Here is a 20,769-nt window from a genome sequence, read left to right on the forward strand (position 1 = left end):
ACCTGCCGCGCGGAACGGAGACAGCGACATGGGCATCAACAAGGAAAGCAACGTCGAGGCGAACCTCCAGATCGGGCCGACAAGTCTCGGCATGGTCCGGCTCTACATCGAGGGGAACGGCATCCAGATCCCGATGGATTTCGAGCCTGAAGAGGCCGAGGAAATCGCTGACGAGATCCGCGCCGCCGCCGCCAAGGCGAGGGCGCAGGGGGACACCTCCGCTAGAGGCCCCAGGAAACGCTGAACCCCGGATCACGGACCGCGTGCCACCTGAGCGCGGCGTGGCGCGCGAACTTCTGCACCATCACCTTCCGTCGCGCCCCTGCGAGTTTCGTCTCGGGCGCCATGCGGATGATCTCGGCATCGTACTGGTCGGCGATGATGAGACCCGTGCCGTCCGGCAGCAGGTCGGTCGGAAAGGCCTCGTCCACCGCCCAGAAATACCGGTCGCACCATTCGAGGTAATTGTGCCACTTGCCGTCGGAGGTGAAGTCGGTTCGGCAGGACTTGCATTCGACGATCCAGACTTCTCCACGGGGACCAAGAGCCATGATGTCGACGCGCAGTCCAGGCGCGGGCGTCAGCTCCTCGACCGTCACGAAATCGTGGCTGACGAGGTGGCGGCACACACCTCGCGCAAGAAGCTGTCCGGGTTTCATCTGAAGATCGTCAGGCATGCCCTCAAGTGTGAACAAAAGGTAAACAGTTGACAAGCCCCAAGGAGCCCCTTGCCGGATGCGCGCGTGACGCCTACATCTCGGCCGTGGCGGGTACTGCCCTTCCCGTGCCGGGGTCAAATTCCGGTGGCCTTAAATACTTCCGAGGGAGCTGGCTCTGACCGGACCGTGGTCCGGCTACCTGGTGCCCACCTGTGAAAACGGGTCCTCGGGAATTTAGTTGCCCCTACGGTTGCGGTGGTCCCGTCACTTTTATCCTGCCGGCCCGGCCCCATATAAAGCGGACCCGTCGGGAGATTTTACATGGACGACAGGAAGATGAGCGAGGCGGAGGCCCGCGCGGCCCGCGACGCGAAAGCGCTCGAGGGCCATCTCGGCTGGCTCGACACCTTCACCGGCACGGCGCTCGGTGTGCTTGCGGCGGCGTCGGGCATCTACACCTACCTGGGCGTCCGAGGCCTCCTCGACGACACGGGCGCTCTGACGACCTTCGCGGCGCTCGCCTATTCGGTCGCGGTGTCGGTCGGCATCTTCGTCTTCTGGTCATACATGATGCGCCTTCTCCCTGCTGTGCGCGGCGCGTCGGCTCGGATGGGTCTTCTCTTGTCGATGGCGCTTGGATGCGTCGCAATCGTGGCGATGTCGTCCTGGCTGAATGCGGCGGCGCTGGCCGGCGCGGCTGCGGTCGAGCAGCACCTTGCGCGGACGGTGCAGGACTACCAGGCCTCGCTCGAGCGCGCCCACGCCATTGCGGTCTCGGGGCAAGGCCTCAGCCGCGACGTCGAGCGCGTCCGGACGTCCTTCGAGGATCTCAGCGCACAGGAGGCTACGGGCGACCTGTCTGGCGTCGCCGGCCGGGGCGCGGTTTTCCGGGTCCTGACCCAGAAGGCCGATGAGTTGGAGGCGCTGGAAGCCCAGATCGTGGCGCAGGAACCCCTGGTCGAGGCCGCATTTCAGCAGGGCAACGAGATCCTGTCGCGGATGCGCGGCCTGACGGTCGAGCCGGGGCCGGTCGAGGCGCGTTCAGTGGAGTTCTCGGAAGAGGCCGTGCGCCTTGCAGGGATCGTCACACAGCTTCGTCAACTGTCGGTGGCACCCCTGGTCGAGAGGGCGGCGCAGGATCTGTCGGCCACCGTCGTCATGCCGAGGCTGGATGGCGCCACCGACGACATCCGCACCGGACAGGCCGAGACGATCACCAGCGTCCTGGACGTTCTGGGGCAGCGTGCCGAAACCCTGCGCGCCGCGTCCGCCGAGGTCATGGCGATGGAGCAGCCGCAGGAGACGGTCTACACCCCCGTTTCCACAGCCGACGCCGTGATCCGCTATGCCGGCAACTTCATCCCGTCCTGGGCCGGCGCCATCGCCATTGACCTTCTGCCGGCGGTTCTCGTCTTCATCCTGACCATCGTTCAATCGGCGATCCGGGCGGGCCGGGACCGTGTTAGCGTCGAGGATACGCTGACGCTTGCGGAACTGCGCGCCGCCCTTCGCGCCGCGCGGGATGTCGAGGACGTGCTGAACCACACCGACGACCCGCCCGCGCGGCCCGCGGCGCCACCTGTTCCGATCCGGACGAAACCCGAATGAGGGAACTGACCGTCTCGCGCAGCCTTAGGTGGCTTCTGGGCTTCCAGGCGTTCATAGCTCTTGCCCTCGTCGTCGGCGATCTCGGTGGAGCCTATACGGGGTCCCCCTTCCGCTCGGCCGACGCGCCCTCCCTCGAGCAACCGATACGGCCCGGCGACCAGCGCCGGCAGTACGATCCCTCTGCCGTTCCGGGCGATCCCGCGCGACGCGAAGCCATGCCGGGCGGCGAGACCTATCCCGACCGTCTGTCCATCCTGCCCGAGGGGGAGCGCCTGACGCTGCGCGGAACCATTGCCGCCGGTGACGGCGCGCGGGTCGCCGAGGCGCTTGCCGCCCGCAGCATCGAGGCCGTGACGCTCGACAGCCCCGGCGGATCGGTCATGGACGCGCTCGAGATCGGACGCGCCATCCGCGAGGCCGACGCCTCGAGCGCTATCGCGTCCGGAGGCGTCTGCTTTTCGGCCTGTCCCTACATGCTTGCGGGCGGCGTCACGCGCGACGTGCCGAGGTCATCCCGCGTTGGGGTCCATCAGTATTACTTCGGCGAGAATTCCCTTCTGCCCGCCTTCATGGCGGTCGAGGACGTGCAGCGGGGGCAGGGGATGGTGATGGCCTTCCTCGAGGAGATGGGCGTCGACCCTCTGCTGATGCAGCACGCACTGACGACGCCGCCCGAGGAGATCTATGTCCTCATCCCCGAAGAACTGGAGCGCTATCGTCTGGCCTTCGGTGGGTGAGGCTCAGTCCTCGGGGTCGGCCATCAGCATGACGCGGACGCCGAACTGCACCCCCGCGAAGACGATGCCGTTGAAGAACGACAGCAGCAGGAACGCAAGCCAGCCCCCTTCGACCGTGTCGATCAGATGGCGCAGGTTGCCGATGTTCAGCACCACGAGCGCCATGCTGAACAGGATCCCAAGCGCCAGCCCCAGCAGCGTCTCGCGGACGTAGAGGCGGACGAGCGGCGGCATCATTCGGAGGACGTGCGGTCGCGGCGGCGCAGCTTGTGAAAGCCGGTGCGGTTGCGCTGGACGAATTCCTCGATCAGGGGCGACAGACCGTGCTGGATGCCCTTGAGCCAGAGAAAACCCGAGAAGGAACCGATGAACGCTCCGCAGGCGTCGACGATCAGATCCGACATGGTATCGACGAGGCCGCTCTTCTGCATGTTGAGGCCAAACGACTGGTCCATGGCGAACTCAAAGATTTCCCACATCGTCCCGATGGTCACGGCGAAGGAGAAGGCAAAGAGGGCAAGCGCCCAAGGCGGTGCTGCGTAGAGATCGCCCTGGAACAGGTAGAAGACGAACAGGAAGCCGACAATCCCGAAGCCCACGGCCGAGATGCCGTGCAGCACAAGGTCCCACCACCAGAATCGCTCGTAGAAGTCGAAGACCTCGCCCAGGAAGAGCGTCGAGAACACGAAGATCGAGATCGCCGCCATGAAGGGGAGGGGGAGCCGAATTTTGTAGCGTTCCGCAAAGGTGACCGGCAGGACGGTCAGAAGAAGTGCCGCAATCGACACGATGGTGTTGGTCCAGTGCAGGCTGAACAGACCCCAGGTTGCTGAGGCGACGAGCACGCCCCAGATAACCCAGGTGGTGTAGGGAATGTCCCTGCGGTCGATCATGGTTCAGATATGATACGCGAAAGCGAAAGGAAAAGGGCGGCATGACGTCCCTCACGCTGGCGACCTGGAATATACGGAAGTGCATCGGACTGGACCGTCGGCGGGATCCTCATCGCATAGCCTCGGTGATCGCCAGTCTCGAGGCCGACGTCGTGGCGCTTCAGGAAGCCGACAAGCGCCTCGGGCGGCGTCCGGCTGCGCTGACCACCGACATCGTCGAGCGCGAGATCGGCATGGAGCCCGCCGACGCGGGCGGCCACGACTGCTCGATCGGCTGGCATGGCAACGCGATCCTTCTGGCACCGCACCTGAAGGTCGCGGCACGCCATTCTATCCACCTGCCGGGGATCGAACCTCGCGGGGCGCTGGCGATCGACGTGTCCGGCAAGGGGAAGAGCCTTCGCATCGTTGCGGTCCACCTCGGACTGATGCGATCGTCGCGTCGACAGCAGCTTGCCACGATCCGCACGCGTCTCGAGGCGATGGACGAGATGCCGACCGTCATCATGGGCGACTTCAACGAGTGGTCGACCGAGCACGGGCTCGAAGCGCTGACGGGTTTCGAGGTCCACTCCCCCGGTCGGACCTATCACTCTTCGCGTCCCGTCGCGGCCCTGGACCGGTTTGCCCTGAACGGCGGCGTGACGCTGACCGACGCCTCGGTGATCGAGAACCGCGTGACCCGCGTCGCTTCGGATCACCTTCCGATCAAGGCGCGGGTGCGCTTCTGAAGTCTCACACGACGACCTCGATCTCGTCCTGAGCGCCCACGCCGAAGACGCGCTTGTAGCGCGCGATCTCGTCCTCGGGGCCCATGGCCTTGCGCGGGTTGTCGGACAGCTTGACGGTGGGGCGGCCATTCGCGCTGACCGCCTTGCAGACGAGGCTGAACGGCGCCAGCCCGTCGCCCGGCACGAGGCCGCGGAAGTCGTTCGTCAGCATCGTGCCCCAGCCGAAGCTGACGCGCGCCCGTCCCGCGAACCGGTCGTGAAGCTCGACGATCTTTTCGACGTCGAGGCCGTCCGAGAAGATGATGAGCTTGCGGCGCGGATCCTCGCCGCGCGCCTTCCACCAGGCGATGGCGGTCTCGGCGCCCTCGGCGGGGTCACCGGAATCGATACGTATGCCGGTCCATCCCGCCAGCCAGTCGGGGGCGTTCTTCAGGAACTGCACCGTACCGTAGGTGTCGGGAAGGATGATGCGCAGGTTGCCATCATGCTCTTCGTGCCAGTCGGCCAGGACCTTGTAGGGAGCTTGCGCCAGTTCCTCGTCGCTGTCGGCCAGCGCCGAATAGACCATCGGAAGCTCGTGCGCGTTCGTGCCGATGGCCTCGAGATCGCGGTTCTTGGCGATGAGGCAATTCGACGTGCCGATGAACGCCTGTCCCAGACCCTCTTGCAGCGCCTGCACGCACCAATCCTGCCACAGGAAGCTGTGTCGCCGCCGCGTGCCGAAGTCCGCCAGCTTGAGGGCGTCGATGGCGCGCAGACGCTCGACCTTTTCCCATGTCCTCGTCATGGCGCGGGCGTAGAGGACCTGAAGCTCGAATTTTCCGAGGTCCTTCAGCACTGCGCGGGACCGCAGCTCCATCAGGACAGCCAGGGCCGGGATCTCCCACATCATCACTTCGGGCCAGGCGCCTTCGAAGGTAAGCTCGAACTGGCCATCCTTCTTCTCCAGCTCATAGGGCGGCAGGCGCAGGCCCTCGAACCACTCCATGAAGTCGGGGCGGAACATCTGTCGTTTGCCGTAGAAGGTGTTGCCGCGCAACCAGGTCGACTCTCCCCGGCTCAGCGATAGCGAGCGAATGTGGTCGAGCTGTTCGCGCAGCTCGCCTTCGTCGACGAGCTCGGCAAGGCGGACGTCCTTGGTTCTGTTGATGAGGCTGAAGGTGACGCGCGTGTCGGACCGGTTGCGGAACACCGATTGGCACATGAGAAGCTTGTAGAAGTCGGTGTCGATCAGGGAGCGGACGATCGGGTCGATCTTCCACTTGTGGTTCCAGACGCGCGCGGCGATGTCGACCATGTCCGAGCCTCCCTTGACGCGCTTGTGTGCCAAGGAAGTCAGGGTGTTGTCCAGCACCGCAGGCCCCTGGCGGCTATTTCAGCTTGCCACCGCCGTAACTGTCGTCGGTCACGCCCGCAGGCGGCGCCGGCCGCGCGACAGGCGATTGTCCTTTGCCGGCGCGACCGCCGTTCACGATCCATGCGATCCCCTCGCGGATCGGGTGATGCTCGGTCGATCCGTCGTAGACGACGCCGCAATTGACGGCGTGGACCGTCGAGGGGTTGTCAAGGTTCGGCCCCGGCGGACGCGGCGCAAAGGTCGCGCGGCAGCCCTGCGTGTCCGAGGAAAAGGCGCCGATGGCGAGCCCGTACTGGAACATCGCCACGACGAACTCGGCGCTGGTCCCGAACTGCGGCGCGTAATAGCCGGGCGGGTTCGTCATGTTTCGATAGACGTACGAGATCTGCGCCCCTTCGTTGATCTTCTGGGTCGGCATTCCCCACTGAGCGACGAAACGCTTTTCGGTGGTCTGACCCGGAACGACGCTGGCCAGCATCGCCTCGCGGACCTGTGGATGATCGGCGACGGCGGTGTTCCAGGCCTGCCCGCCACAGCCGGCGAGGGCCAGGGCGGCGAGGAGAAGGAGACGGCGCATGAGGAGCCCCTTTGTGTTCCAGCCGCCCCGGTTTATCTCTGGATCACAAAGAACCCGTTACCGGAGACAGCCCATGCGCCGCCTCGCCGCCCCGGCCCTTGTGGCCATCCTCGCGCTTCCCGCCGCCGCAGCCGAGGTGCGGCCCTGCGACGACAGCTATGCCTCGCGCGCGGAAGCCATCGCCGAACCCTGGGAGGACAACACCCGCACCTTCGCGAGCGGTGCGGTGCGCATCGCGCTGATGGACACGGTGGAGCCCGCCGCCGCGCCCTTCCACCTGATGATCGTCTCGCCGCCCTACGACGAGCTTGGGATCCGTCAGTGCCGCCTCGTGTCGTTCGACGGCACGATGGGCTACGCGTCGATGTCGCTTGAAGGTCTCGAAACCGACTACGATCCTGCGACGGGTCTGCGGCTTGGCGTTCCGATGCGGGTCTACAATCCCGACACGACGATGTTCGACGAGGGGATCCTCGAGGTCGTTCTCGATCAGGCGACGGGAGAGATCGCGGCCGAGGACTTCGGTTCGTGATCCTCGGCATCGGGACCGATCTCTGCAACATCGAGCGGATCGAACGCACGCTCGAGCGCTTCGGGGACAGGTTCCGGAACCGATGCTTCACCGAGATCGAGCAGAGGAAGGCCGAGCGCCGCCGCGACACCGCGGGCACCTATGCCAAGAGGTGGGCGGCGAAGGAAGCCTGCTCCAAGGCGCTTGGGACCGGCCTGCGCATGGGGATCGCCTGGCGTGACATGGCCGTATCTAACCTGCGGACCGGTCAGCCGGTGATGACCGTGACGGGCTGGGCGCGTGAGCGTCTGGCCGAGATGACGCCGGCGGGCCACGAGGCGATCATCCACGTCACCCTGACCGACGACCACCCTTGGGCACAGGCCTTCGTCGTGATCGAGGCGCGTCCCCTCAGCGGCTGATCGCGCCTGCCAGCGTCAAGGCTGCGACGGCAAGGAACAGCCCGCCCGTGATGCGCCCCGTCAGGATCGTGGCGCCGGGCGAGCCGAGAAGCCAGCCCCTGATCCGCCCCGCCGCCACCGCGATCCCGCCATAGACGGCAAGTTGCGTCGCCGCCACCATGGCGCCGATGACCAGCCCCTGCCGCCAGAGCGCGCCATATTCGGGCCGGACGAACTGCGGGAAGACCGAGGCGACGAAGATATAGGCCTTCGGATTCAGGAGGGCGGTCACCGCACCCTGCCGGAATGCGCGTCCGCCTGCCGCCCGCGTGTCCTCCGCCGCGACCGTTATCGCAGACCGGACGAGGGAGATCCCGATCCAGGCGAGATAAAGCGCGCCCGCGACCAGCATCGCAGACAGGACGGCAGGAGGCAGCGACAGCACGATCGCGACCGAAACGGCGCCCCAAAGCGTGTGGACGGCACCGGCCGCCATGATGCCCGCGACGGCCGACAGTCCCCCGCGCACGCCGCGGGTCAGCGACTGCGACAGGACGAGAAGCATATCCATGCCGGGTACGACGACGATCCCGAAGATCAGGAGCCAGAAGATTGCAAGGCTGTGGGCGTAGGTCATGTCAGTTGGCTCCTTGCATTCTTCCATCGCAGCGGGGCGAATTCCGTTGAGATCGATGTCATTCGGCCGTCCCTTAGCAGGGTCGAACTGACAACGGCCTGTCAGTAGAGGGAGGCGCCCTTGCGAAAGATGACGCGGCTGTTCGAGATCGTGCAGATGCTGGCGGCGGCCCGGCGTCCGATGACGGGAGCCGATCTCGCCGAGCGGCTGGAGGTCACGCCGCGCACGGTTTACCGCGACGTGGCCGCGCTTCAGGCGATGCGCATCCCGATAGAGGGCGAGCGCGGCTACCGCGACGAGACAGGGCGGACGACGGATCGCGTCCTGCGACCCTTTGCGCTGGTCTATTTCTCCGAGACGGCCAACCTCGTCGCCTGGTGCGAGTTGCGCCAGGCGATCCGCCACTTCCGGCCCGATCGCGTCACCGACGCCCGCCTTGCCGGCGGCCATTTCCGCGGAGACGGCGCCCGCCTGCGCAAGCTCTGGACCGAGGGTTGGACCCAGGGTCCAACTTGACACTCTCCGGCCCACCACCCATGAAACGCGAAGCTAGCAGAGGCAGGACCAGCATGAGCGGCGGCGAGACCGAGGGATCCCTGATGGACGGGGTCGTCGAGACCATCAAGACGGTGGTCTACGCGCTTCTGATCGCGGGGGTTTTCCGGACGCTGTTCTTCCAGCCGTTCTGGATCCCGTCAGGGTCGATGAAGGACACGCTGCTGATCGGCGATTTTCTGTTCGTCAACAAGATGGCCTACGGCTATTCGCAGTTCTCCTGTCCCTTCGCGATGTGCCCCATCGAGGGCCGGATCATGGGCCAGATGCCCGAGCGCGGGGATGTTGTGGTCTTCCGCCACCCGGTCAACGGACAGGATTTCATCAAGCGCGTGATCGGCCTTCCCGGTGACACGATCCAGATGCAGTCGGGCCAGATCTTCCTGAACGGCAGTCCCGTGCCGCAGGTCGCCGACGGCCAGTTCGTCGAGACCTACGAGCGGCAAGGGCCGATCGGGTCCTATCCGCTTTGCCAGGAACGCGCACCGCGCGAGGGCGATGCCTGCACCAAGGACAAGGCCGTCGAGACGCTGCCGAACGGCGTGCAGCACTCGACGCTGGACGCCACCGCGGGACGTCTCGACAATACCGGCGTGTACACGGTGCCCGAGGGCGAGTTCTTCTTCATGGGCGACAACCGTGACAACTCGACCGACAGCCGGGTCCCGCAGGCCGCCGGAGGCGTAGGCTTCGTGCCTTTCGATCATCTGATCGGACGTGCCGACCGGGTCATGTTCTCTTCTGCCGGTCGCAGCCTTTTCTTCGTCTGGACCTGGCGGCCCGACCGGTTCTTCAAGCGGATCGACTGATGCGGCTCTCGGCCGAGCTCGAAGCCTTCCAGCGCCGCCTCGGCCACAGTTTCGCCCGACCCGACCTCCTGATCCGCGCTGTCACGCACTCCTCCATCTCGTCCGTCACGAGGCCCGACAACCAGAGGCTCGAGTTCCTGGGTGATCGGGTGCTGGGTCTCGTGATCGCCGAGGCGCTGATCGAGACCGACAGGGATGCTGCGGAAGGGGTGCTTGCGCCGCGCTACAACGCCCTTGTGCGGAAGGAGACCTGCGCCGATGTCGCCCGTCAGATCGACCTGGGCGCGGTGCTGAAGCTTGGTCGGTCCGAGACGATGTCGGGCGGACGGCGGAAAGAAGCGCTTCTCGGCGACGCGATGGAGGCGGTGATCGCCGCCGTCTACCGCGACGCGGGCTTCGAAGCAGCGCGCGATCTTGTCGTGCGGCTCTGGGGTGACCGGATCCGCACCGTAGAGACGGACGCGCGCGACCCCAAGACATCGCTTCAGGAATGGGCGCAGGCGCGCGGGCAGGTACCGCCGACCTATGCCGAAACCGCGCGGCAGGGGCCGGACCACGCGCCGGTGTTCACCGTCGAGGCGCGGCTCGCCACGGGCGAGAGCGAAAGCGCCAGCGCCTCCTCCAAACGCGCGGCGGAGCAGGATGCAGCGCGGAAGCTTCTGCAGCGGGTCGACCGCGGCGGGTGAGCGCCGGAGGGGCGCTGCCCCTCCGGACCTCCCCGGGATATTTGCGGACCGGCGAATTGGGGCCGGCTGGCGCGTTCAGCGCAACGTACTCGTTCGGGTCAGGCCAGGAAGTAGCGCGCGTGGATCGGCAGGAGGGCGGCGCCGATGGAGCGCGCGGCGCGGCCGACGCTGGCTTCGCGGATGTCGGGCGTGGCGATGCCCGTGCGGTCGAGCGTTTCGAGGGTGCTTCGCGCCCGGGACACGAGAGCGGCGCGCACGGGGGCGGGCACGGCACCTTCGACCAGCACCGCCTCGACGTCGACGACTGCCGCGATCGAGGTGGCGGCGAGCGCCAGGTAGCGGCCGGTCGCGGCGATCCACTCGGAAAGGTGAGGTTCGAGCGCGCTCCAGTCGTCGGGACGGGTGCGCAGGACGCTGGCGTCGATGCCGGCCTCGGCCAGGCTCCGCTCGAGCACATGATTCGAGGCGACGTCCAGAAGCTGGGCCACGTCGCCCGTCCCATCGGGCACCAGAAGCGAGCCAAAGGCGCCCGCGTTGCCGTTTCGGCCCGAATAGACCTTGCCGTTCAGCACCAGACCGCCGCCGAGGAAGGCGCCGAGGAAGAAATAGGCGAAGTCGGCGTATTCGTGTCCGCGTCCGAGAAGATGCTCGGCGACGCAGGCCGAGGTCGCGTCGTTTTCGACCACGGTCTCCAGCCCCGTCGCCTCGCCCAGATAGGCGCCGATGGCGATGGTGCGCCACTCGTTCATCAGCTCTTCAGGGGCATCGACGTAGTCGAGCCAGTTCCACAACTCGTAGGGCATGGCGATGCCGAGACCGGCAAGGTGGGTGAGGTCGCCGGGGCGGTCGGCGAAGATCGCGCCGATCGCGTCGAGGACGAAGGCGCGCACGGCGTCGGGGGTGGGGTAGGAATAGGGTGTCATTCGCTCGGCGAGGACGGAGCCCGTGAAGTCGACGAGGACCATCTCGGCCGCACGCCGGCCGATGTTGAGACCAAGCGACGTGACGCCGCCAGGTTCCAGCGCCATCGGCACCGACGGCTTGCCGACCTTGCCCTTGATGGACATGCCGCGCCGGACAAGGCCCTCGGCTTCGAGCGCACGCACGATGTTCGAAACCGTCTGTGCGGACAGCCCGGAACGCCGCGCGATTTCGGCGCTCGGAAGCTCGCCATGACGACGGATAAATGACAGCACGACCCTCGCGTTCTGATCGCGCAGGCCTGACTGATTTGCGCCGCTCCCAGAGACGCGTATAAATGTTTCGTTGGTTGTCAAGGGCTTGACCCTCCCATGATCACCGAGAATGCTGCGCGCTGCGTGCGTCTGTCAATTAATAAATCAAATTGATTTACTTATTGACCCGACCCGGCGTTGCGGTGTAGCAACGATTCCGCAGCCGTCCCCAACCGGACGGTGGGTAATTTCTGGGAGGACCACATGAAAAAAATTCTGATTGGCACGGCGCTTGCATCGCTCGCCATGGCGGGGTCGGCAATGGCCGCCGCCCACGGCGGGGCGACCGTCTGCCTCATCACCAAGACCGACACCAACCCCTTCTTCGTCAAGATGAAGGAAGGCGCCCAAGCCAAGGCCGAAGAACTCGGCATGACGCTGAAGTCCTTCGCCGGCAAGATCGACGGCGACCACGAGACCCAGGTCCAGGCCATCGAGACCTGCATCGCCGACGGCGCGAAGGGCATCCTTCTGACCGCGTCGGATACCTCGTCCATCGTTCCCGCCGTCCAGCAGGCACGCGACGCGGGCATCCTCGTGATCGCGCTCGACACGCCGCTCTCGCCGATCGACGCCGCCGACGCCACCTTCGCGACGGACAACTACAAGGCCGGTCTGCTGATCGGCCAGTGGGCGAAGGGCAAGATGGGCGATGCCGCGACCGATGCCAAGATCGCGACACTCGACCTCAACGTCAGCCAGCCGACCGTCGATGTTCTGCGGAACCAGGGCTTCCTCGATGGCTTCGGCGTCGAGCTGAACAACCCCGACGTCATCGGTGACGAAGAGGATCCGCGTCTCGTCGGCTCCGACGTGACCGACGGCAACCAGGAGGGTGGCCGCCGCGCGATGGAGAACCTCCTCGCGAAGGACCCGACGATCAACGTCGTCCACACCATCAACGAGCCCGCCGCCGCCGGCGCCTATGAGGCGCTTAAGTCGGTCGGTCGCGAGAATGATGTGCTGGTCGTTTCGGTTGACGGCGGATGCCCCGGCATCGCGGACGTCGAGGCCGGCGTCATCGGCGCGACCAGCCAGCAGTATCCGCTGCTGATGGCCTCGCTTGGCGTCGAGGCCATCGCCAAATGGGCCGACGAGGGCGTTAAGCCCGAGCCGACCGAAGGCAAGGACTTCTTCGACACCGGCGTCGCGCTGGTGACCGACGAACCCGTCGAAGGCGTCGAGTCGATCTCGGTCGCCGAAGGCAAGGAACTTTGCTGGGGCTGATGCCCCCGCGCAGGGAGGCGGGTCGCCCGCCTCCCTTTCGTTGATTTTTCCAGGTCATCGCGGTTAGGCTTTCACGCGCGGCAGGTGCTGCCGTGGGGAGGGGAGATCCATGGCTGACACAACGGCAAGATCCGACAACTACGAAGGCGCGCTGAACCGTTCCGAAGCGGTCGCCGAGTTCCACGACGCTCGCCACGCGACGCTGATGGGCAAGGTGCAACACATCCTGCACATGAATCCGTCGCTGGTTCCGCTGTTCGTGCTCGTGCTGGCGATCGTGACCTTTGGGCTCCTTCTTGGATCGAAGTTCTTCTCGCCCTTCGCGCTGACACTGATTCTCCAGCAGGTGCAGATCGTCGGTATCGTCGCGGCGGCGCAATCCATCGTGATTCTGACTGCAGGCATCGACCTCAGCGTCGGCGCGATCATGGTGTTCTCGTCTGTCGTGATGGGCCAGTTCACCTTCCGCTACGGGATTCCCGCGCCGGTCTCGATCCTCGCCGGCCTTGCCGTCGGAACCGCGATCGGCGCGCTGAACGGCTGGCTGGTGGCCAAGGTGAAGCTGCCGCCTTTCATCGTCACGCTCGGGATGTGGCAGATCGTGCTGGCGACGAACTTCCTCTATTCCAAGAACGAGACGATCCGCGCCCAGGACATCGAAGCCCAGGCGCCGCTCCTTCAGCTCTTCGGCGCCAAGTTCAACGTGGGAGGCGCAGTCTTCACCGTGGGCGTCGTCTTCATGCTTGCGCTGATTTTTGTCCTCGCCTACGTCCTGCGCCACACCGCCTGGGGGCGCCACGTCTATGCTGTCGGCGACGACAAGGAGGCGGCCGAGCTGTCCGGCGTCAACACCAACAAGGTGCTGATCCAGGTCTATGCCCTGTCGGGACTGATCTGCGCCTTCGCTGGCTGGGCCTTGATCGGCCGGATCGGGGCGGTTTCGCCGACCAGCGGACAGTTGGCCAACATCGAAAGCATCACCGCCGTTGTGATCGGGGGGATCTCGCTGTTCGGCGGGCGCGGCTCGATCCTGGGCAGTCTTTTTGGGGCACTGATCGTGGGCGTGTTCACGCTGGGACTCAGGCTTCTCGGGGCCGACGCGCAGTGGACCTTCCTGCTTATCGGCATTCTCATCATCGCCGCCGTCGCGGCCGACCAGTGGATCAGAAAGGTGTCGGGCTGATGGAACCCATTCTCAAGGGCCGGAACCTCGTCAAGCATTACGGCCGCGTCACGGCGCTGGACCACTGTGACTTCGACCTCATGCCGGGCGAAATCCTGGCGGTGATCGGCGACAACGGGGCAGGCAAGTCGACCCTGATCAAGGCCATCTCCGGCGCAGTGGTGCCGGACGAGGGCGACATCTGGCTCGACGGCCAGAAGGTGAGTTTCACCTCGCCCATAGACGGACGGAAGGCCGGGATCGAGACCGTGTACCAGACGCTGGCGATGTCGCCCGCGCTGTCGATCGCCGACAACATGTTCATGGGTCGCGAGATCCGGGCCGAGGGAATCATGGGCAAGTGGTTCCGCAAGCTCGACCGGAAGAAGATGGAGGACTTCGCGCGCCAGAAGCTCTCCGACCTGGGCCTGATGACGATCCAGAACATCAACCAGGCGGTCGAGACGCTGTCGGGCGGCCAGCGGCAGGGCGTCGCCGTGGCGCGCGCCGCCGCCTTCGGGTCGAAGGTCATCATCCTCGACGAACCCACGGCGGCGCTCGGCGTCAAGGAGTCGCGCCGCGTGCTGGAACTGATCCTCGACGTGCGCTCGCGCGGCATCCCGATCATCCTGATCTCGCACAACATGCCGCACGTCTTCGAAGTGGCGGACCGCATCCACATCCACCGCCTCGGGCGTCGGCTTTGCGTCATCGACCCGAAAGACTACACGATGTCGGACGCGGTGGCTTTCATGACCGGCGCAAAGGTGCCTGAGGCTGTCGCGGCCTAGGACGTGGCTTGGTCGCCGTTTCGTGCCATGACGAAACCAGTCGGCCTTTATTGTTATCGGGCTCAGGCCGTTGGTCTAGCTTGACGACATGAGTCGACTTCGGACGTCGCACGCCTTTGGGTGGGCTTCCAAACTTCGTGCTTTAGTTGGCGGCTGCTGGCAGCGGCAGGGTCCGCGTCGCAGCTTTAAAATAATTGACAGTGAATTTCGGATTGAACTCGAGTCGCTGTTGAGGCGTGGCGAAATCCAGAGGTTCGAAAAACTCGCGCGGCACCGCTGCGACCTTTACGGCATGCGAGGGAACGCCGCTTGGCAACGTCGCGTTGCTAGAGCGCAGTTGAAGGAGAATTCCGGCTTCGCGGACATATACCTCTACCACAGAGACGGATTCATCCGAGAGGAGGCACTCCGTTCAATCGAAGTTCTGGACGGCCCAATTGCCGCATTCGGGCTTCTTGCGCGCCTGAACGACTGGGTACCCGAAGTGCGCGACGCGGCGAGTGCCACCCTAGCAAGATGTTTTTCTACGTCGTCCGGGGACGTTCTGGCGCCGGCGGTCTGGGCGTTCCTGACCAAAAGACATCTGTGGAATAGATGGAGTGGTGGTTACGAGCCATTCGTCGAGGACGTTGTGAAGCATTGTGGCTTGGTCGATGCATTGTCAGTTATGTTGCTCGGCGTCAGCCGCAAAGGCGCAAGCCGCGTGTTTCGAGTTCTAAGTCGAAGCCCCGCTTTCGACACGCACCTGACGGCAATAGCGTCAGATGCACACGAACCTCATCTTCGCGCAGCCGCTCTCACGTGCCTTTCCAAGGCGCGTGTCATCTGGCCACTTGCCATTCGCAAGAAGGTGTGGATGGACGGGCCGATGGGAAAACCTGTTTGGCGTGAGGCGTTTGGAAGCCGGCCCTTGACGGCTGAACCTGACTTGATCGCGGCAATCGCCAATGGTCTTTGCGATCGATCTGTCCTCGTGAGAAATGCAGCAATAGACGCGCTTATATTACATCGTGACAATGCAAAATTCCGGCCGCTTATCGCGAAAAGCATCAAAGAACCGGAAGCAGAACCACGGCCTTCCACAAGAATGCGGCTTCAGTATCTGGCAAGGCAAGTGACCTTGGATTGACCACGTCCGCCGATCAGCCTTGCCCGCGGCCTAGGCGAAGCCGAAGAGCAGCAGGACGAGCGGGATCGTCGCCACGGCGGCGAGGGTCTGGAGTGTGACGAGGCCTGCCATCAGTGTCCCGTCGCCGCCCAGTTGCTTGGTCAGGACATAGGCGGTGGGCGCGGTCGGGATGGCCGAGAAGACCACGAGTACCAGCGCCTCGGTACTGTCGAGACCGAACGCCTTGCCCACGACCAGCGCGAGAAGCGGCATGGCGAGAAGCCTCAGCGCGCTGTTGAAGGCCAGCACGCCGATCTCTTGCCGCACCGCCTGGGGCCGCAGCGCCGCGCCGACGCAGAGAAGGCCGAGGGGAAGGCTGGCCTGCGCCACGAGGCCGAGAAATCTCCCGATCCCCCAAGGCAATCCGATCCCCGCCGCCGCGATGGCGAGACCCGCGAGGCAGGCGAGGATCAGGGGATTGCGAAGTACCGTCTTCGCCAGACCGATGGCCTTACGCTCCGTACCGCGTTCGGTAAGGGCGAGGATCGACAGCACGTTCACCAAGGGGACGGTGATGGCGAGATAGACCGCTGCTCTCTCCACCCCCGCGGCACCCGCCAAGGCCGTCGTCGTGGCGAGGCCGAGGTAGGTGTTGAACCGGATCACGCCTTGCAGACCCGGCCCGAAGCGTGCCGAGGGGACGGGCCTGACCCGCCGCGCGATCCAGAATGCAAAGGTGGCGACAAGGACCGTCGCCACGCCCGCCAGACCCAACCGAAGTATCTGCGGGTCCCGTATCGGAGCTTCGGCGAGGCTCGACACCAGAAGGGCAGGGAACAGCAGGAAATAGTTCAGCCGTTCCGCCGCCGGCCAGAATCCGGTGTCGGGAAACCTGTTGCGCGACAGAACATAGCCGAGGCAGATCAGGGCGAAGAGGGGCCAGATCGTGAAGACAAGCAAGCCGCTCTCCCTGGCGCACCTCCAGTATCCTGCACACCTAGCATCAGGCGGGGGCGGGGGGCCACCGGCATTCCGGCCAGAGGTGTGCTAGGGTACAACGAACGTGTCTTGAGCCGCGCGGGAAAGGATCAGCCATGCGACGTGTCGTCTTCTCATTCCTTCTGGCCTTTTCTGCCGAGGCCGCAAGGGCGCAGGTGCCGCCGTCCGCAGGAGACATCGCAGGCTATGGCGGGCTCTTTGCCGCCGCGCACAACGGCGACGTGAGTGCGATCCGTCGGCTCGTTGCGGAGGGCGCGGACCTCGAAGCCCGTGACGCCAAGGGCCGTACAGCCGCACATGTCGTGGCCTTCGCCTCCCATGACGACGCCCTCCATGCCTTGGCCGAAACCGGCGCCGACATGAACGCGCTCGAGGGCGACGCCTATGACGTCGTGACCATCGCCGCCGTGGCGGACGATCCCGAGCTGATGTCGCTCGCGATCGAACTCGGCAACGAACCCGGGCTCGTCACCAGCCCGTACGACGGCACGGCGCTCATCGCGGCGGCTCACCTCGGACATGTCGAGGTCGTGCGCCGGCTCGTCGCCGCCGGCGCGCCGCTCGACCACGTCAACAACCTTCACTGGACGGCCGTCATGGAGTCCGTCGTGCTCGGCGACGGGGGCTCCGACCACCTCGCCGTGCTCGACGTGCTGCTCTCGGCCGGCGCGGACCGGACCCTTGCGGACCGAAACGGACTGACGCCGCTCGACCACGCAAAGAGGCTGGGCTTCGGTGCGATGGCGGCGCGGCTCGAGCGGACCGACTAGGCCGCCTGGCCGCCGCCCAGGTCCGGCTCGCCCTTCGCCTTCCGGGCGATAAAGCTGACGAAGGCTCGCACACGCTCGGCGATGAGGCGGTTGTCCGGATAGACGGCGTGAAGCGGCACCTCGCCCGCGCTCCACTCCGGCAGGACATGGACGAGGTCGCCCGCCCTGAGCAATTCACCGACAATGAAGGCCGGAAGCTGGCAGATGCCCGTCGCTTCGAGAGCGGCCGTCCGCAGTGCCCATCCCTCGTTCAGTTCGAGCCTCGGCAGGATCGGGACTTCGACCCGTTCTGGGCCCCGCGTCATGGTCCAGATGCGTCCCCGACGCAGGCTCGCGAAGTGCAGGAGGTCGTGATCGGCAAGGTCGGCGGGCGTCTCGGGCTGGCCGCGCCGCGCGATGTAGTCTGGGTGCGCGCAGGTCAGAAGGGGGGAGACGCCCAGCTTTCGGGTGATGAGGTTCGGCTCGACCGCGATCGTTCCGCGGATCGCGAGGTCGAGCCGGCGCTCGATCAGGTTGTGTGCCGCGTTCGACAGGTCGAGCTCGATGCGGATGCCGGGATGGCCCGCCAGGAACTCTGCGACCCAGGGCAGGAGGAACCTCTGCGCCAGGTCGGGCGGCGCGGTGATGCGCAGCCGACCCTCCGGCGCCGAATGCTCCGCCCGCGCCGCACGCTCGGCAAGGTCGACCCGCTCCGCTAGATCGCCGAGGCGGTCGCGATAGGCCTGACCTGCCGCTGTCATCCGGACGATGCGGGTGGAGCGATGGAACAGACGCAGGCCCAGCCGAGCCTCCAGATCGGCTACCTGCGCGCTCACCGTGGATCGTGTCAGACCAAGCGCCTCGGCGGCTCCGGTGAAGCTCTCGCGTTCGGCCACCGCAAGAAACGCCGCGACGCCGTGCAGGGGATCGACCGTCTTCATCTGTCAAGTCTTCCGGACAATGTTTCGGAATGCAGGCGGCTTATCGGAACGTTTCCCTCGGAATATACGCCCTCCCAGTCGCAAACAATCCTGATGGAGCTACAGATGAAGACTTTTGATCAAGCGGTCGTATCGGCCCCCGGCGCCGGCACGCTCGCGCTCGGCTTCGGACCCCACATGATCCGCATTTCCGCCGATGAGACCGGTGGTTGCCTCGGTGTGTTCGAAGCCGAGGTGCCGGCCGGTGAAGGTCCGCCGCCCCACATCCACGAGAACGAGGAGGAATTCTTTCGCGTCCTCGAGGGCCGCTTCGCGTTCTGGTGCAACGGCGCGCGCGTCGAGCTCAAGGAGGGAGGCCTGATCGTGGTACCCCGCGGCGCGGTGCATCGCTTCCAGAACATCGGCGAAACGACCGGACGCCTGATGGTCATGATGACGCCCGGCGGGTTCGAGGGGTTCTTCTCCGCCGTCGAGACCGAGGCTCCCGCGACGCCGGCGGCAATCGACGCGCTCGCCGCCCGGTTCTCGCTGCGCTTCGTGCCGCCCCTCGCCCAAGCCGCAGCCGCCTGAAAACGAACCTGGCTCGGCGGGCTCACGAAGTCCGCCGGGCGGACATCCAGCAAATGATCCAGGGAAGCGATGGTAGCGGAGGAGGGACTTGAACCCCCGACACGCGGATTATGATTCCGCTGCTCTAACCAACTGAGCTACTCCGCCACAGGCGAGGCGCTAGGTAGAGGCTGGGGCAGAGACCGTCAAGCCGGAAGTTGGGTCGGCGGGCTGCCATCGATCCGGCGGCTGCCCACCTTGGACCATCCGAACTGAAACTACTCTTCAGACAGATGTCGGGCGCTGGACAGACAGCACGACGGATGAGGTTCCAGCGCGCGCCTACAAGCGCTCATGGGTCTGCTTTTGCGACGGTTTTATCGGCCCCAAATTTTTCCTTCAGACTGTTTCTTGGCAGCGGCCTCCTGCTGCGCCAAGCATCAAACAGACCGTCAGCCTGACGAAGCGGTGCTGCCAGCCCGCGCCTTTCGGAACGCACGACTGATCCGCGATATGATGCGGCCCTCATGCGTCACGGCCTCATCCGGCAGGCTTAGGCACGGAAGGGCGAAGGACGCGGTCATGCTGAGCTGTCCTTCACAAAGCTGAAACGGATGCCGACGGCTTCCATCCTAAAGCAGGCGGAAGTTCGTCGGCACTTTGAACAAGCGGCTGCCTCAGGAGGGTGCGTCGTCAGGATGCGTATCGCGTCGCGAGTCCGACTCAAGCCACTGTCTCATCGGCATTTTCCGCAGCTGTCGGTTTTGCTGAAGGAGTCGCAGGGAGCAGGCTTCCATCATAGCTGACGTCCAACCCGACATCCCAGAACGGAGACCTACATGCTGCAAAAGACCATCGCCTACCGTGACGCATGGAAGACACGGCTGATGAAGCACGCGTTTACTCACTACGTTACTCTTACGACGAACCGCGCCGATCTTTCCGTCGCCTACGTGAGACGTCGGCTCCGGGAATGGGACGCTCGCATCAATCGAGAGTTCGTTGGGTCTCGCTGGAAGGAGCGGCCTGACGAGCGCATGCTCTGGTTCGCATTCCTGGAAGATGCTGACGTGAACCCTCACTGGCACCTCCTTATAGAGGTCGACCCTGAGCACGCCGACCGCTGATCGGAGCTGGGTGTGCATGCACGGCGTGACTGGGAGGAACTAGTGCCGTCTGGAACCGTGGACGTTCAACCGTATCGTGATGCCGGAGTCATCGACTACGTCCTCAAGAACCTTGACGAAACGAAGCCTGACCACCAGGTGATCTACTGCGAGTTCCACGGCTGAGAGCCGTGAGCAGGGACGGGCCGCTTGCGACGCTTCGGTCAAGACCCTTCGCCACAGCTTTGCAGAGTAAGATCTCCGTCTCCGGATGAGAGCAATTGCGAAGCTTTGGCGGAGGCAGGGCGCATCAGAGCGTCGACGCTCACCGTCCGCTCCCCACAACGCATCCTCCTTCCACCTCCCTTACTTCTCCCCTCTGGCGCTTCCTCTCTTTGCTTCGGTGTTGTCAGTGTTCATCCAGACCGTTCAACAACGAGCATAGAAGCCTCTTCCTCTCCCATAGATGGCTGAAGCGTGAGCGAAGCGAGCACTTAAGAGAGCGGAGGTAGTGATGGGTGGAGCGTGAGCGAAGCGAACGCTTCCGAGAGGCAGTGAGAGAGTGGTGAAGCGTGAGCGCAGCGAGCGCGCTTCAGAGAGCCAGTGAGAGAGGGAGAGGCCGATTGCGGCGGCGCGATGCGCGACACCCGGGCGGGATCGGCTTAGCGCGAAAGACTCTCGCCTCTGTCCCTCCTTCAGCAAGACTATGCCGCAGGCTGCCTCCATCAGATTGCGGTGTCA

25 protein-coding genes, 1 tRNA gene and 1 other RNA gene are annotated in these 20,769 nt (G+C 65.1%); 17 read left to right on the plus strand and 10 right to left on the minus strand.

Annotated features, from left to right (window positions below):
* The first annotated feature begins 28 nt into the window (after nucleotides 1–28).
* Nucleotides 29–244: a DUF6324 family protein gene (locus C8D95_RS03710; protein WP_109757761.1), complete on the plus strand. Its 216-nt coding sequence runs from the start codon at nucleotides 29–31 to the stop codon at nucleotides 242–244.
* Here the strand turns inward: C8D95_RS03710 and C8D95_RS03715 are convergent.
* Nucleotides 222–677 carry an MmcB family DNA repair protein gene (locus C8D95_RS03715; protein WP_109757762.1) on the minus strand — a complete coding sequence of 152 codons (456 nt, stop codon included), beginning with the start codon at nucleotides 675–677 and terminating at the stop codon, nucleotides 222–224. The genes C8D95_RS03710 and C8D95_RS03715 overlap by 23 nt on opposite strands.
* 90 nt (nucleotides 678–767) lie before the next feature.
* Between C8D95_RS03715 and ssrS the strand changes: the two genes are divergently transcribed.
* The 3 genes from ssrS to C8D95_RS03725 all read left to right on the plus strand — a co-directional run bounded on the left by ssrS (nucleotide 768) and on the right by C8D95_RS03725 (nucleotide 3,004).
* A non-coding RNA gene (gene ssrS, locus C8D95_RS22895) (6S RNA) lies at nucleotides 768–925 on the plus strand.
* 55 nt (nucleotides 926–980) lie between these two features.
* Nucleotides 981–2,267, plus strand: a complete 1,287-nt coding sequence (locus tag C8D95_RS03720; protein ID WP_241239803.1) for a hypothetical protein — start codon at nucleotides 981–983, stop codon at nucleotides 2,265–2,267.
* The gene (locus C8D95_RS03725) at nucleotides 2,264–3,004 is read left to right on the plus strand and encodes a COG3904 family protein (RefSeq protein WP_109757763.1); all 741 of its coding nucleotides are present in this window, start codon (nucleotides 2,264–2,266) and stop codon (nucleotides 3,002–3,004) included. Before C8D95_RS03720 ends, C8D95_RS03725 begins: the two co-directional genes overlap by 4 nt.
* 3 nt (nucleotides 3,005–3,007) lie before the next feature.
* On the opposite strand, the gene C8D95_RS03730 is transcribed toward C8D95_RS03725, so the two are convergent.
* Together C8D95_RS03730 and C8D95_RS03735 are read right to left on the minus strand one after the other, a co-directional pair.
* Nucleotides 3,008–3,241, minus strand: coding sequence for a hypothetical protein (locus C8D95_RS03730; RefSeq protein ID WP_109757764.1), 234 nt, complete (start codon nucleotides 3,239–3,241; stop codon nucleotides 3,008–3,010).
* Entirely contained in the window at nucleotides 3,238–3,897 is a 660-nt protein-coding gene (locus C8D95_RS03735) for a DUF2238 domain-containing protein (protein ID WP_109757765.1), read from the minus strand. The genes C8D95_RS03730 and C8D95_RS03735 overlap by 4 nt, the downstream gene beginning before the upstream one ends.
* Before the next feature lie 41 nt (nucleotides 3,898–3,938).
* On the opposite strand from C8D95_RS03735, the gene C8D95_RS03740 reads away from it, so the two are divergent.
* Nucleotides 3,939–4,628: an endonuclease/exonuclease/phosphatase family protein gene (locus tag C8D95_RS03740; protein ID WP_109757766.1), complete on the plus strand. Its 690-nt coding sequence runs from the start codon at nucleotides 3,939–3,941 to the stop codon at nucleotides 4,626–4,628.
* Nucleotides 4,629–4,632: 4 nt separating this feature from the next.
* On the opposite strand, the gene pncB is transcribed toward C8D95_RS03740, so the two are convergent.
* Nucleotides 4,633–5,925, minus strand: a complete 1,293-nt coding sequence (gene pncB, locus C8D95_RS03745) for a nicotinate phosphoribosyltransferase (RefSeq protein WP_109757767.1) — start codon at nucleotides 5,923–5,925, stop codon at nucleotides 4,633–4,635.
* A 73-nt stretch (nucleotides 5,926–5,998) separates the two neighbouring features.
* Nucleotides 5,999–6,562 (minus strand): hypothetical protein, encoded by a 564-nt coding sequence (locus tag C8D95_RS03750; RefSeq protein ID WP_109757768.1) that lies wholly within the window; start codon nucleotides 6,560–6,562, stop codon nucleotides 5,999–6,001.
* A gap of 73 nt (nucleotides 6,563–6,635) precedes the next feature.
* Here C8D95_RS03750 and C8D95_RS03755 point away from each other — a divergent pair, with 73 nt between their 5' ends.
* Together C8D95_RS03755 and acpS are read left to right on the plus strand one after the other, a co-directional pair.
* The gene (locus C8D95_RS03755; RefSeq protein WP_109757769.1) at nucleotides 6,636–7,094 is read left to right on the plus strand and encodes a hypothetical protein; all 459 of its coding nucleotides are present in this window, start codon (nucleotides 6,636–6,638) and stop codon (nucleotides 7,092–7,094) included.
* The gene (gene acpS, locus C8D95_RS03760; protein ID WP_109757770.1) at nucleotides 7,091–7,495 is read left to right on the plus strand and encodes a holo-ACP synthase; all 405 of its coding nucleotides are present in this window, start codon (nucleotides 7,091–7,093) and stop codon (nucleotides 7,493–7,495) included. Before C8D95_RS03755 ends, acpS begins: the two co-directional genes overlap by 4 nt.
* Here acpS and C8D95_RS03765 read toward each other — a convergent pair.
* Nucleotides 7,485–8,111 (minus strand): LysE family translocator, encoded by a 627-nt coding sequence (locus C8D95_RS03765; protein WP_109757771.1) that lies wholly within the window; start codon nucleotides 8,109–8,111, stop codon nucleotides 7,485–7,487. The two genes, acpS and C8D95_RS03765, sit on opposite strands and share 11 nt — an antisense overlap.
* A gap of 129 nt (nucleotides 8,112–8,240) precedes the next feature.
* On the opposite strand from C8D95_RS03765, the gene C8D95_RS03770 reads away from it, so the two are divergent.
* Genes C8D95_RS03770 through rnc form a run of 3 tightly spaced genes read left to right on the plus strand, consistent with a single transcriptional unit; the run spans nucleotide 8,241 to nucleotide 10,161 of the window.
* Nucleotides 8,241–8,627 carry a helix-turn-helix transcriptional regulator gene (locus C8D95_RS03770; protein WP_241239880.1) on the plus strand — a complete coding sequence of 129 codons (387 nt, stop codon included), beginning with the start codon at nucleotides 8,241–8,243 and terminating at the stop codon, nucleotides 8,625–8,627.
* 53 nt (nucleotides 8,628–8,680) lie between these two features.
* Complete coding sequence (gene lepB, locus C8D95_RS03775) at nucleotides 8,681–9,475, plus strand: signal peptidase I (protein ID WP_109757773.1); 795 nt, start codon at nucleotides 8,681–8,683, stop codon at nucleotides 9,473–9,475.
* Nucleotides 9,475–10,161 carry a ribonuclease III gene (gene rnc / locus C8D95_RS03780; protein WP_109757774.1) on the plus strand — a complete coding sequence of 229 codons (687 nt, stop codon included), beginning with the start codon at nucleotides 9,475–9,477 and terminating at the stop codon, nucleotides 10,159–10,161. Before lepB ends, rnc begins: the two co-directional genes overlap by 1 nt.
* 98 nt (nucleotides 10,162–10,259) lie before the next feature.
* On the opposite strand, the gene C8D95_RS03785 is transcribed toward rnc, so the two are convergent.
* Nucleotides 10,260–11,438, minus strand: coding sequence for an ROK family transcriptional regulator (locus tag C8D95_RS03785; RefSeq protein ID WP_109757775.1), 1,179 nt, complete (start codon nucleotides 11,436–11,438; stop codon nucleotides 10,260–10,262).
* Between the two features lie 162 nt (nucleotides 11,439–11,600).
* Between C8D95_RS03785 and C8D95_RS03790 the strand changes: the two genes are divergently transcribed.
* From C8D95_RS03790 to C8D95_RS03805, 4 genes are all read left to right on the plus strand, one after another.
* Nucleotides 11,601–12,623, plus strand: a complete 1,023-nt coding sequence (locus tag C8D95_RS03790) for a sugar ABC transporter substrate-binding protein (RefSeq protein WP_109757776.1) — start codon at nucleotides 11,601–11,603, stop codon at nucleotides 12,621–12,623.
* 109 nt (nucleotides 12,624–12,732) lie between these two features.
* Nucleotides 12,733–13,806, plus strand: coding sequence for an ABC transporter permease (locus tag C8D95_RS03795; RefSeq protein WP_109757777.1), 1,074 nt, complete (start codon nucleotides 12,733–12,735; stop codon nucleotides 13,804–13,806).
* Nucleotides 13,806–14,576, plus strand: coding sequence for an ATP-binding cassette domain-containing protein (locus C8D95_RS03800; protein WP_109757778.1), 771 nt, complete (start codon nucleotides 13,806–13,808; stop codon nucleotides 14,574–14,576). Before C8D95_RS03795 ends, C8D95_RS03800 begins: the two co-directional genes overlap by 1 nt.
* A gap of 229 nt (nucleotides 14,577–14,805) precedes the next feature.
* Nucleotides 14,806–15,705, plus strand: a complete 900-nt coding sequence (locus C8D95_RS03805) for a hypothetical protein (RefSeq protein ID WP_170121469.1) — start codon at nucleotides 14,806–14,808, stop codon at nucleotides 15,703–15,705.
* A 30-nt stretch (nucleotides 15,706–15,735) separates the two neighbouring features.
* Here the strand turns inward: C8D95_RS03805 and C8D95_RS03810 are convergent, their stop codons facing one another.
* A complete protein-coding gene (locus tag C8D95_RS03810) occupies nucleotides 15,736–16,644 on the minus strand; it encodes an AEC family transporter (RefSeq protein WP_109757780.1) in 909 nt (302 codons plus the stop codon).
* Nucleotides 16,645–16,778: 134 nt separating this feature from the next.
* Between C8D95_RS03810 and C8D95_RS03815 the strand changes: the two genes are divergently transcribed.
* On the plus strand, nucleotides 16,779–17,453 hold the full coding sequence (locus C8D95_RS03815; protein ID WP_109757781.1) for an ankyrin repeat domain-containing protein: 675 nt from the start codon (nucleotides 16,779–16,781) through the stop codon (nucleotides 17,451–17,453).
* Here the strand turns inward: C8D95_RS03815 and C8D95_RS03820 are convergent.
* The gene (locus tag C8D95_RS03820) at nucleotides 17,450–18,373 is read right to left on the minus strand and encodes a LysR family transcriptional regulator (protein ID WP_109757782.1); all 924 of its coding nucleotides are present in this window, start codon (nucleotides 18,371–18,373) and stop codon (nucleotides 17,450–17,452) included. The two genes, C8D95_RS03815 and C8D95_RS03820, sit on opposite strands and share 4 nt — an antisense overlap.
* A gap of 105 nt (nucleotides 18,374–18,478) precedes the next feature.
* Between C8D95_RS03820 and C8D95_RS03825 the strand changes: the two genes are divergently transcribed.
* Nucleotides 18,479–18,943 carry a cupin domain-containing protein gene (locus tag C8D95_RS03825; protein WP_109757783.1) on the plus strand — a complete coding sequence of 155 codons (465 nt, stop codon included), beginning with the start codon at nucleotides 18,479–18,481 and terminating at the stop codon, nucleotides 18,941–18,943.
* A 70-nt stretch (nucleotides 18,944–19,013) separates the two neighbouring features.
* Here C8D95_RS03825 and C8D95_RS03830 read toward each other — a convergent pair.
* Nucleotides 19,014–19,090 (minus strand) — tRNA-Met (locus C8D95_RS03830).
* Nucleotides 19,091–19,761: 671 nt separating this feature from the next.
* Here C8D95_RS03830 and C8D95_RS03835 point away from each other — a divergent pair.
* Nucleotides 19,762–20,049 carry a hypothetical protein gene (locus tag C8D95_RS03835; protein WP_109757784.1) on the plus strand — a complete coding sequence of 96 codons (288 nt, stop codon included), beginning with the start codon at nucleotides 19,762–19,764 and terminating at the stop codon, nucleotides 20,047–20,049.
* The last annotated feature ends 720 nt before the right edge of the window (nucleotides 20,050–20,769 follow it).

Source organism: Silicimonas algicola, from assembly GCF_003148765.1.
In the GTDB taxonomy this organism is placed as follows: domain Bacteria; phylum Pseudomonadota; class Alphaproteobacteria; order Rhodobacterales; family Rhodobacteraceae; genus Silicimonas; species Silicimonas algicola.

What these genes read in the sequence shown, in the direction of transcription:
- C8D95_RS03825 (WP_109757783.1), top strand. Translation starts at nt 18,479, where the DNA reads ATGAAGACTTTTGATCAAGCGGTCGTATCGGCCCCCGGCGCCGGCACG.
- C8D95_RS03800 (WP_109757778.1), top strand. Translation starts at nt 13,806, where the DNA reads ATGGAACCCATTCTCAAGGGCCGGAACCTCGTCAAGCATTACGGCCGC.
- C8D95_RS03820 (WP_109757782.1), bottom strand. Translation starts at nt 18,373, where the DNA reads ATGAAGACGGTCGATCCCCTGCACGGCGTCGCGGCGTTTCTTGCGGTG.
- C8D95_RS03765 (WP_109757771.1), bottom strand. Translation starts at nt 8,111, where the DNA reads ATGACCTACGCCCACAGCCTTGCAATCTTCTGGCTCCTGATCTTCGGG.
- C8D95_RS03725 (WP_109757763.1), top strand. Translation starts at nt 2,264, where the DNA reads ATGAGGGAACTGACCGTCTCGCGCAGCCTTAGGTGGCTTCTGGGCTTC.
- C8D95_RS03720 (WP_241239803.1), top strand. Translation starts at nt 981, where the DNA reads ATGGACGACAGGAAGATGAGCGAGGCGGAGGCCCGCGCGGCCCGCGAC.
- C8D95_RS03740 (WP_109757766.1), top strand. Translation starts at nt 3,939, where the DNA reads ATGACGTCCCTCACGCTGGCGACCTGGAATATACGGAAGTGCATCGGA.
- C8D95_RS03795 (WP_109757777.1), top strand. Translation starts at nt 12,733, where the DNA reads ATGGCTGACACAACGGCAAGATCCGACAACTACGAAGGCGCGCTGAAC.
- pncB (WP_109757767.1), bottom strand. Translation starts at nt 5,925, where the DNA reads ATGGTCGACATCGCCGCGCGCGTCTGGAACCACAAGTGGAAGATCGAC.
- C8D95_RS03730 (WP_109757764.1), bottom strand. Translation starts at nt 3,241, where the DNA reads ATGATGCCGCCGCTCGTCCGCCTCTACGTCCGCGAGACGCTGCTGGGG.
- C8D95_RS03835 (WP_109757784.1), top strand. Translation starts at nt 19,762, where the DNA reads ATGCTGCAAAAGACCATCGCCTACCGTGACGCATGGAAGACACGGCTG.
- C8D95_RS03710 (WP_109757761.1), top strand. Translation starts at nt 29, where the DNA reads ATGGGCATCAACAAGGAAAGCAACGTCGAGGCGAACCTCCAGATCGGG.
- C8D95_RS03735 (WP_109757765.1), bottom strand. Translation starts at nt 3,897, where the DNA reads ATGATCGACCGCAGGGACATTCCCTACACCACCTGGGTTATCTGGGGC.
- rnc (WP_109757774.1), top strand. Translation starts at nt 9,475, where the DNA reads ATGCGGCTCTCGGCCGAGCTCGAAGCCTTCCAGCGCCGCCTCGGCCAC.
- C8D95_RS03770 (WP_241239880.1), top strand. Translation starts at nt 8,241, where the DNA reads ATGACGCGGCTGTTCGAGATCGTGCAGATGCTGGCGGCGGCCCGGCGT.
- C8D95_RS03755 (WP_109757769.1), top strand. Translation starts at nt 6,636, where the DNA reads ATGCGCCGCCTCGCCGCCCCGGCCCTTGTGGCCATCCTCGCGCTTCCC.
- C8D95_RS03790 (WP_109757776.1), top strand. Translation starts at nt 11,601, where the DNA reads ATGAAAAAAATTCTGATTGGCACGGCGCTTGCATCGCTCGCCATGGCG.
- C8D95_RS03715 (WP_109757762.1), bottom strand. Translation starts at nt 677, where the DNA reads ATGCCTGACGATCTTCAGATGAAACCCGGACAGCTTCTTGCGCGAGGT.
- C8D95_RS03815 (WP_109757781.1), top strand. Translation starts at nt 16,779, where the DNA reads ATGCGACGTGTCGTCTTCTCATTCCTTCTGGCCTTTTCTGCCGAGGCC.
- C8D95_RS03750 (WP_109757768.1), bottom strand. Translation starts at nt 6,562, where the DNA reads ATGCGCCGTCTCCTTCTCCTCGCCGCCCTGGCCCTCGCCGGCTGTGGC.
- lepB (WP_109757773.1), top strand. Translation starts at nt 8,681, where the DNA reads ATGAGCGGCGGCGAGACCGAGGGATCCCTGATGGACGGGGTCGTCGAG.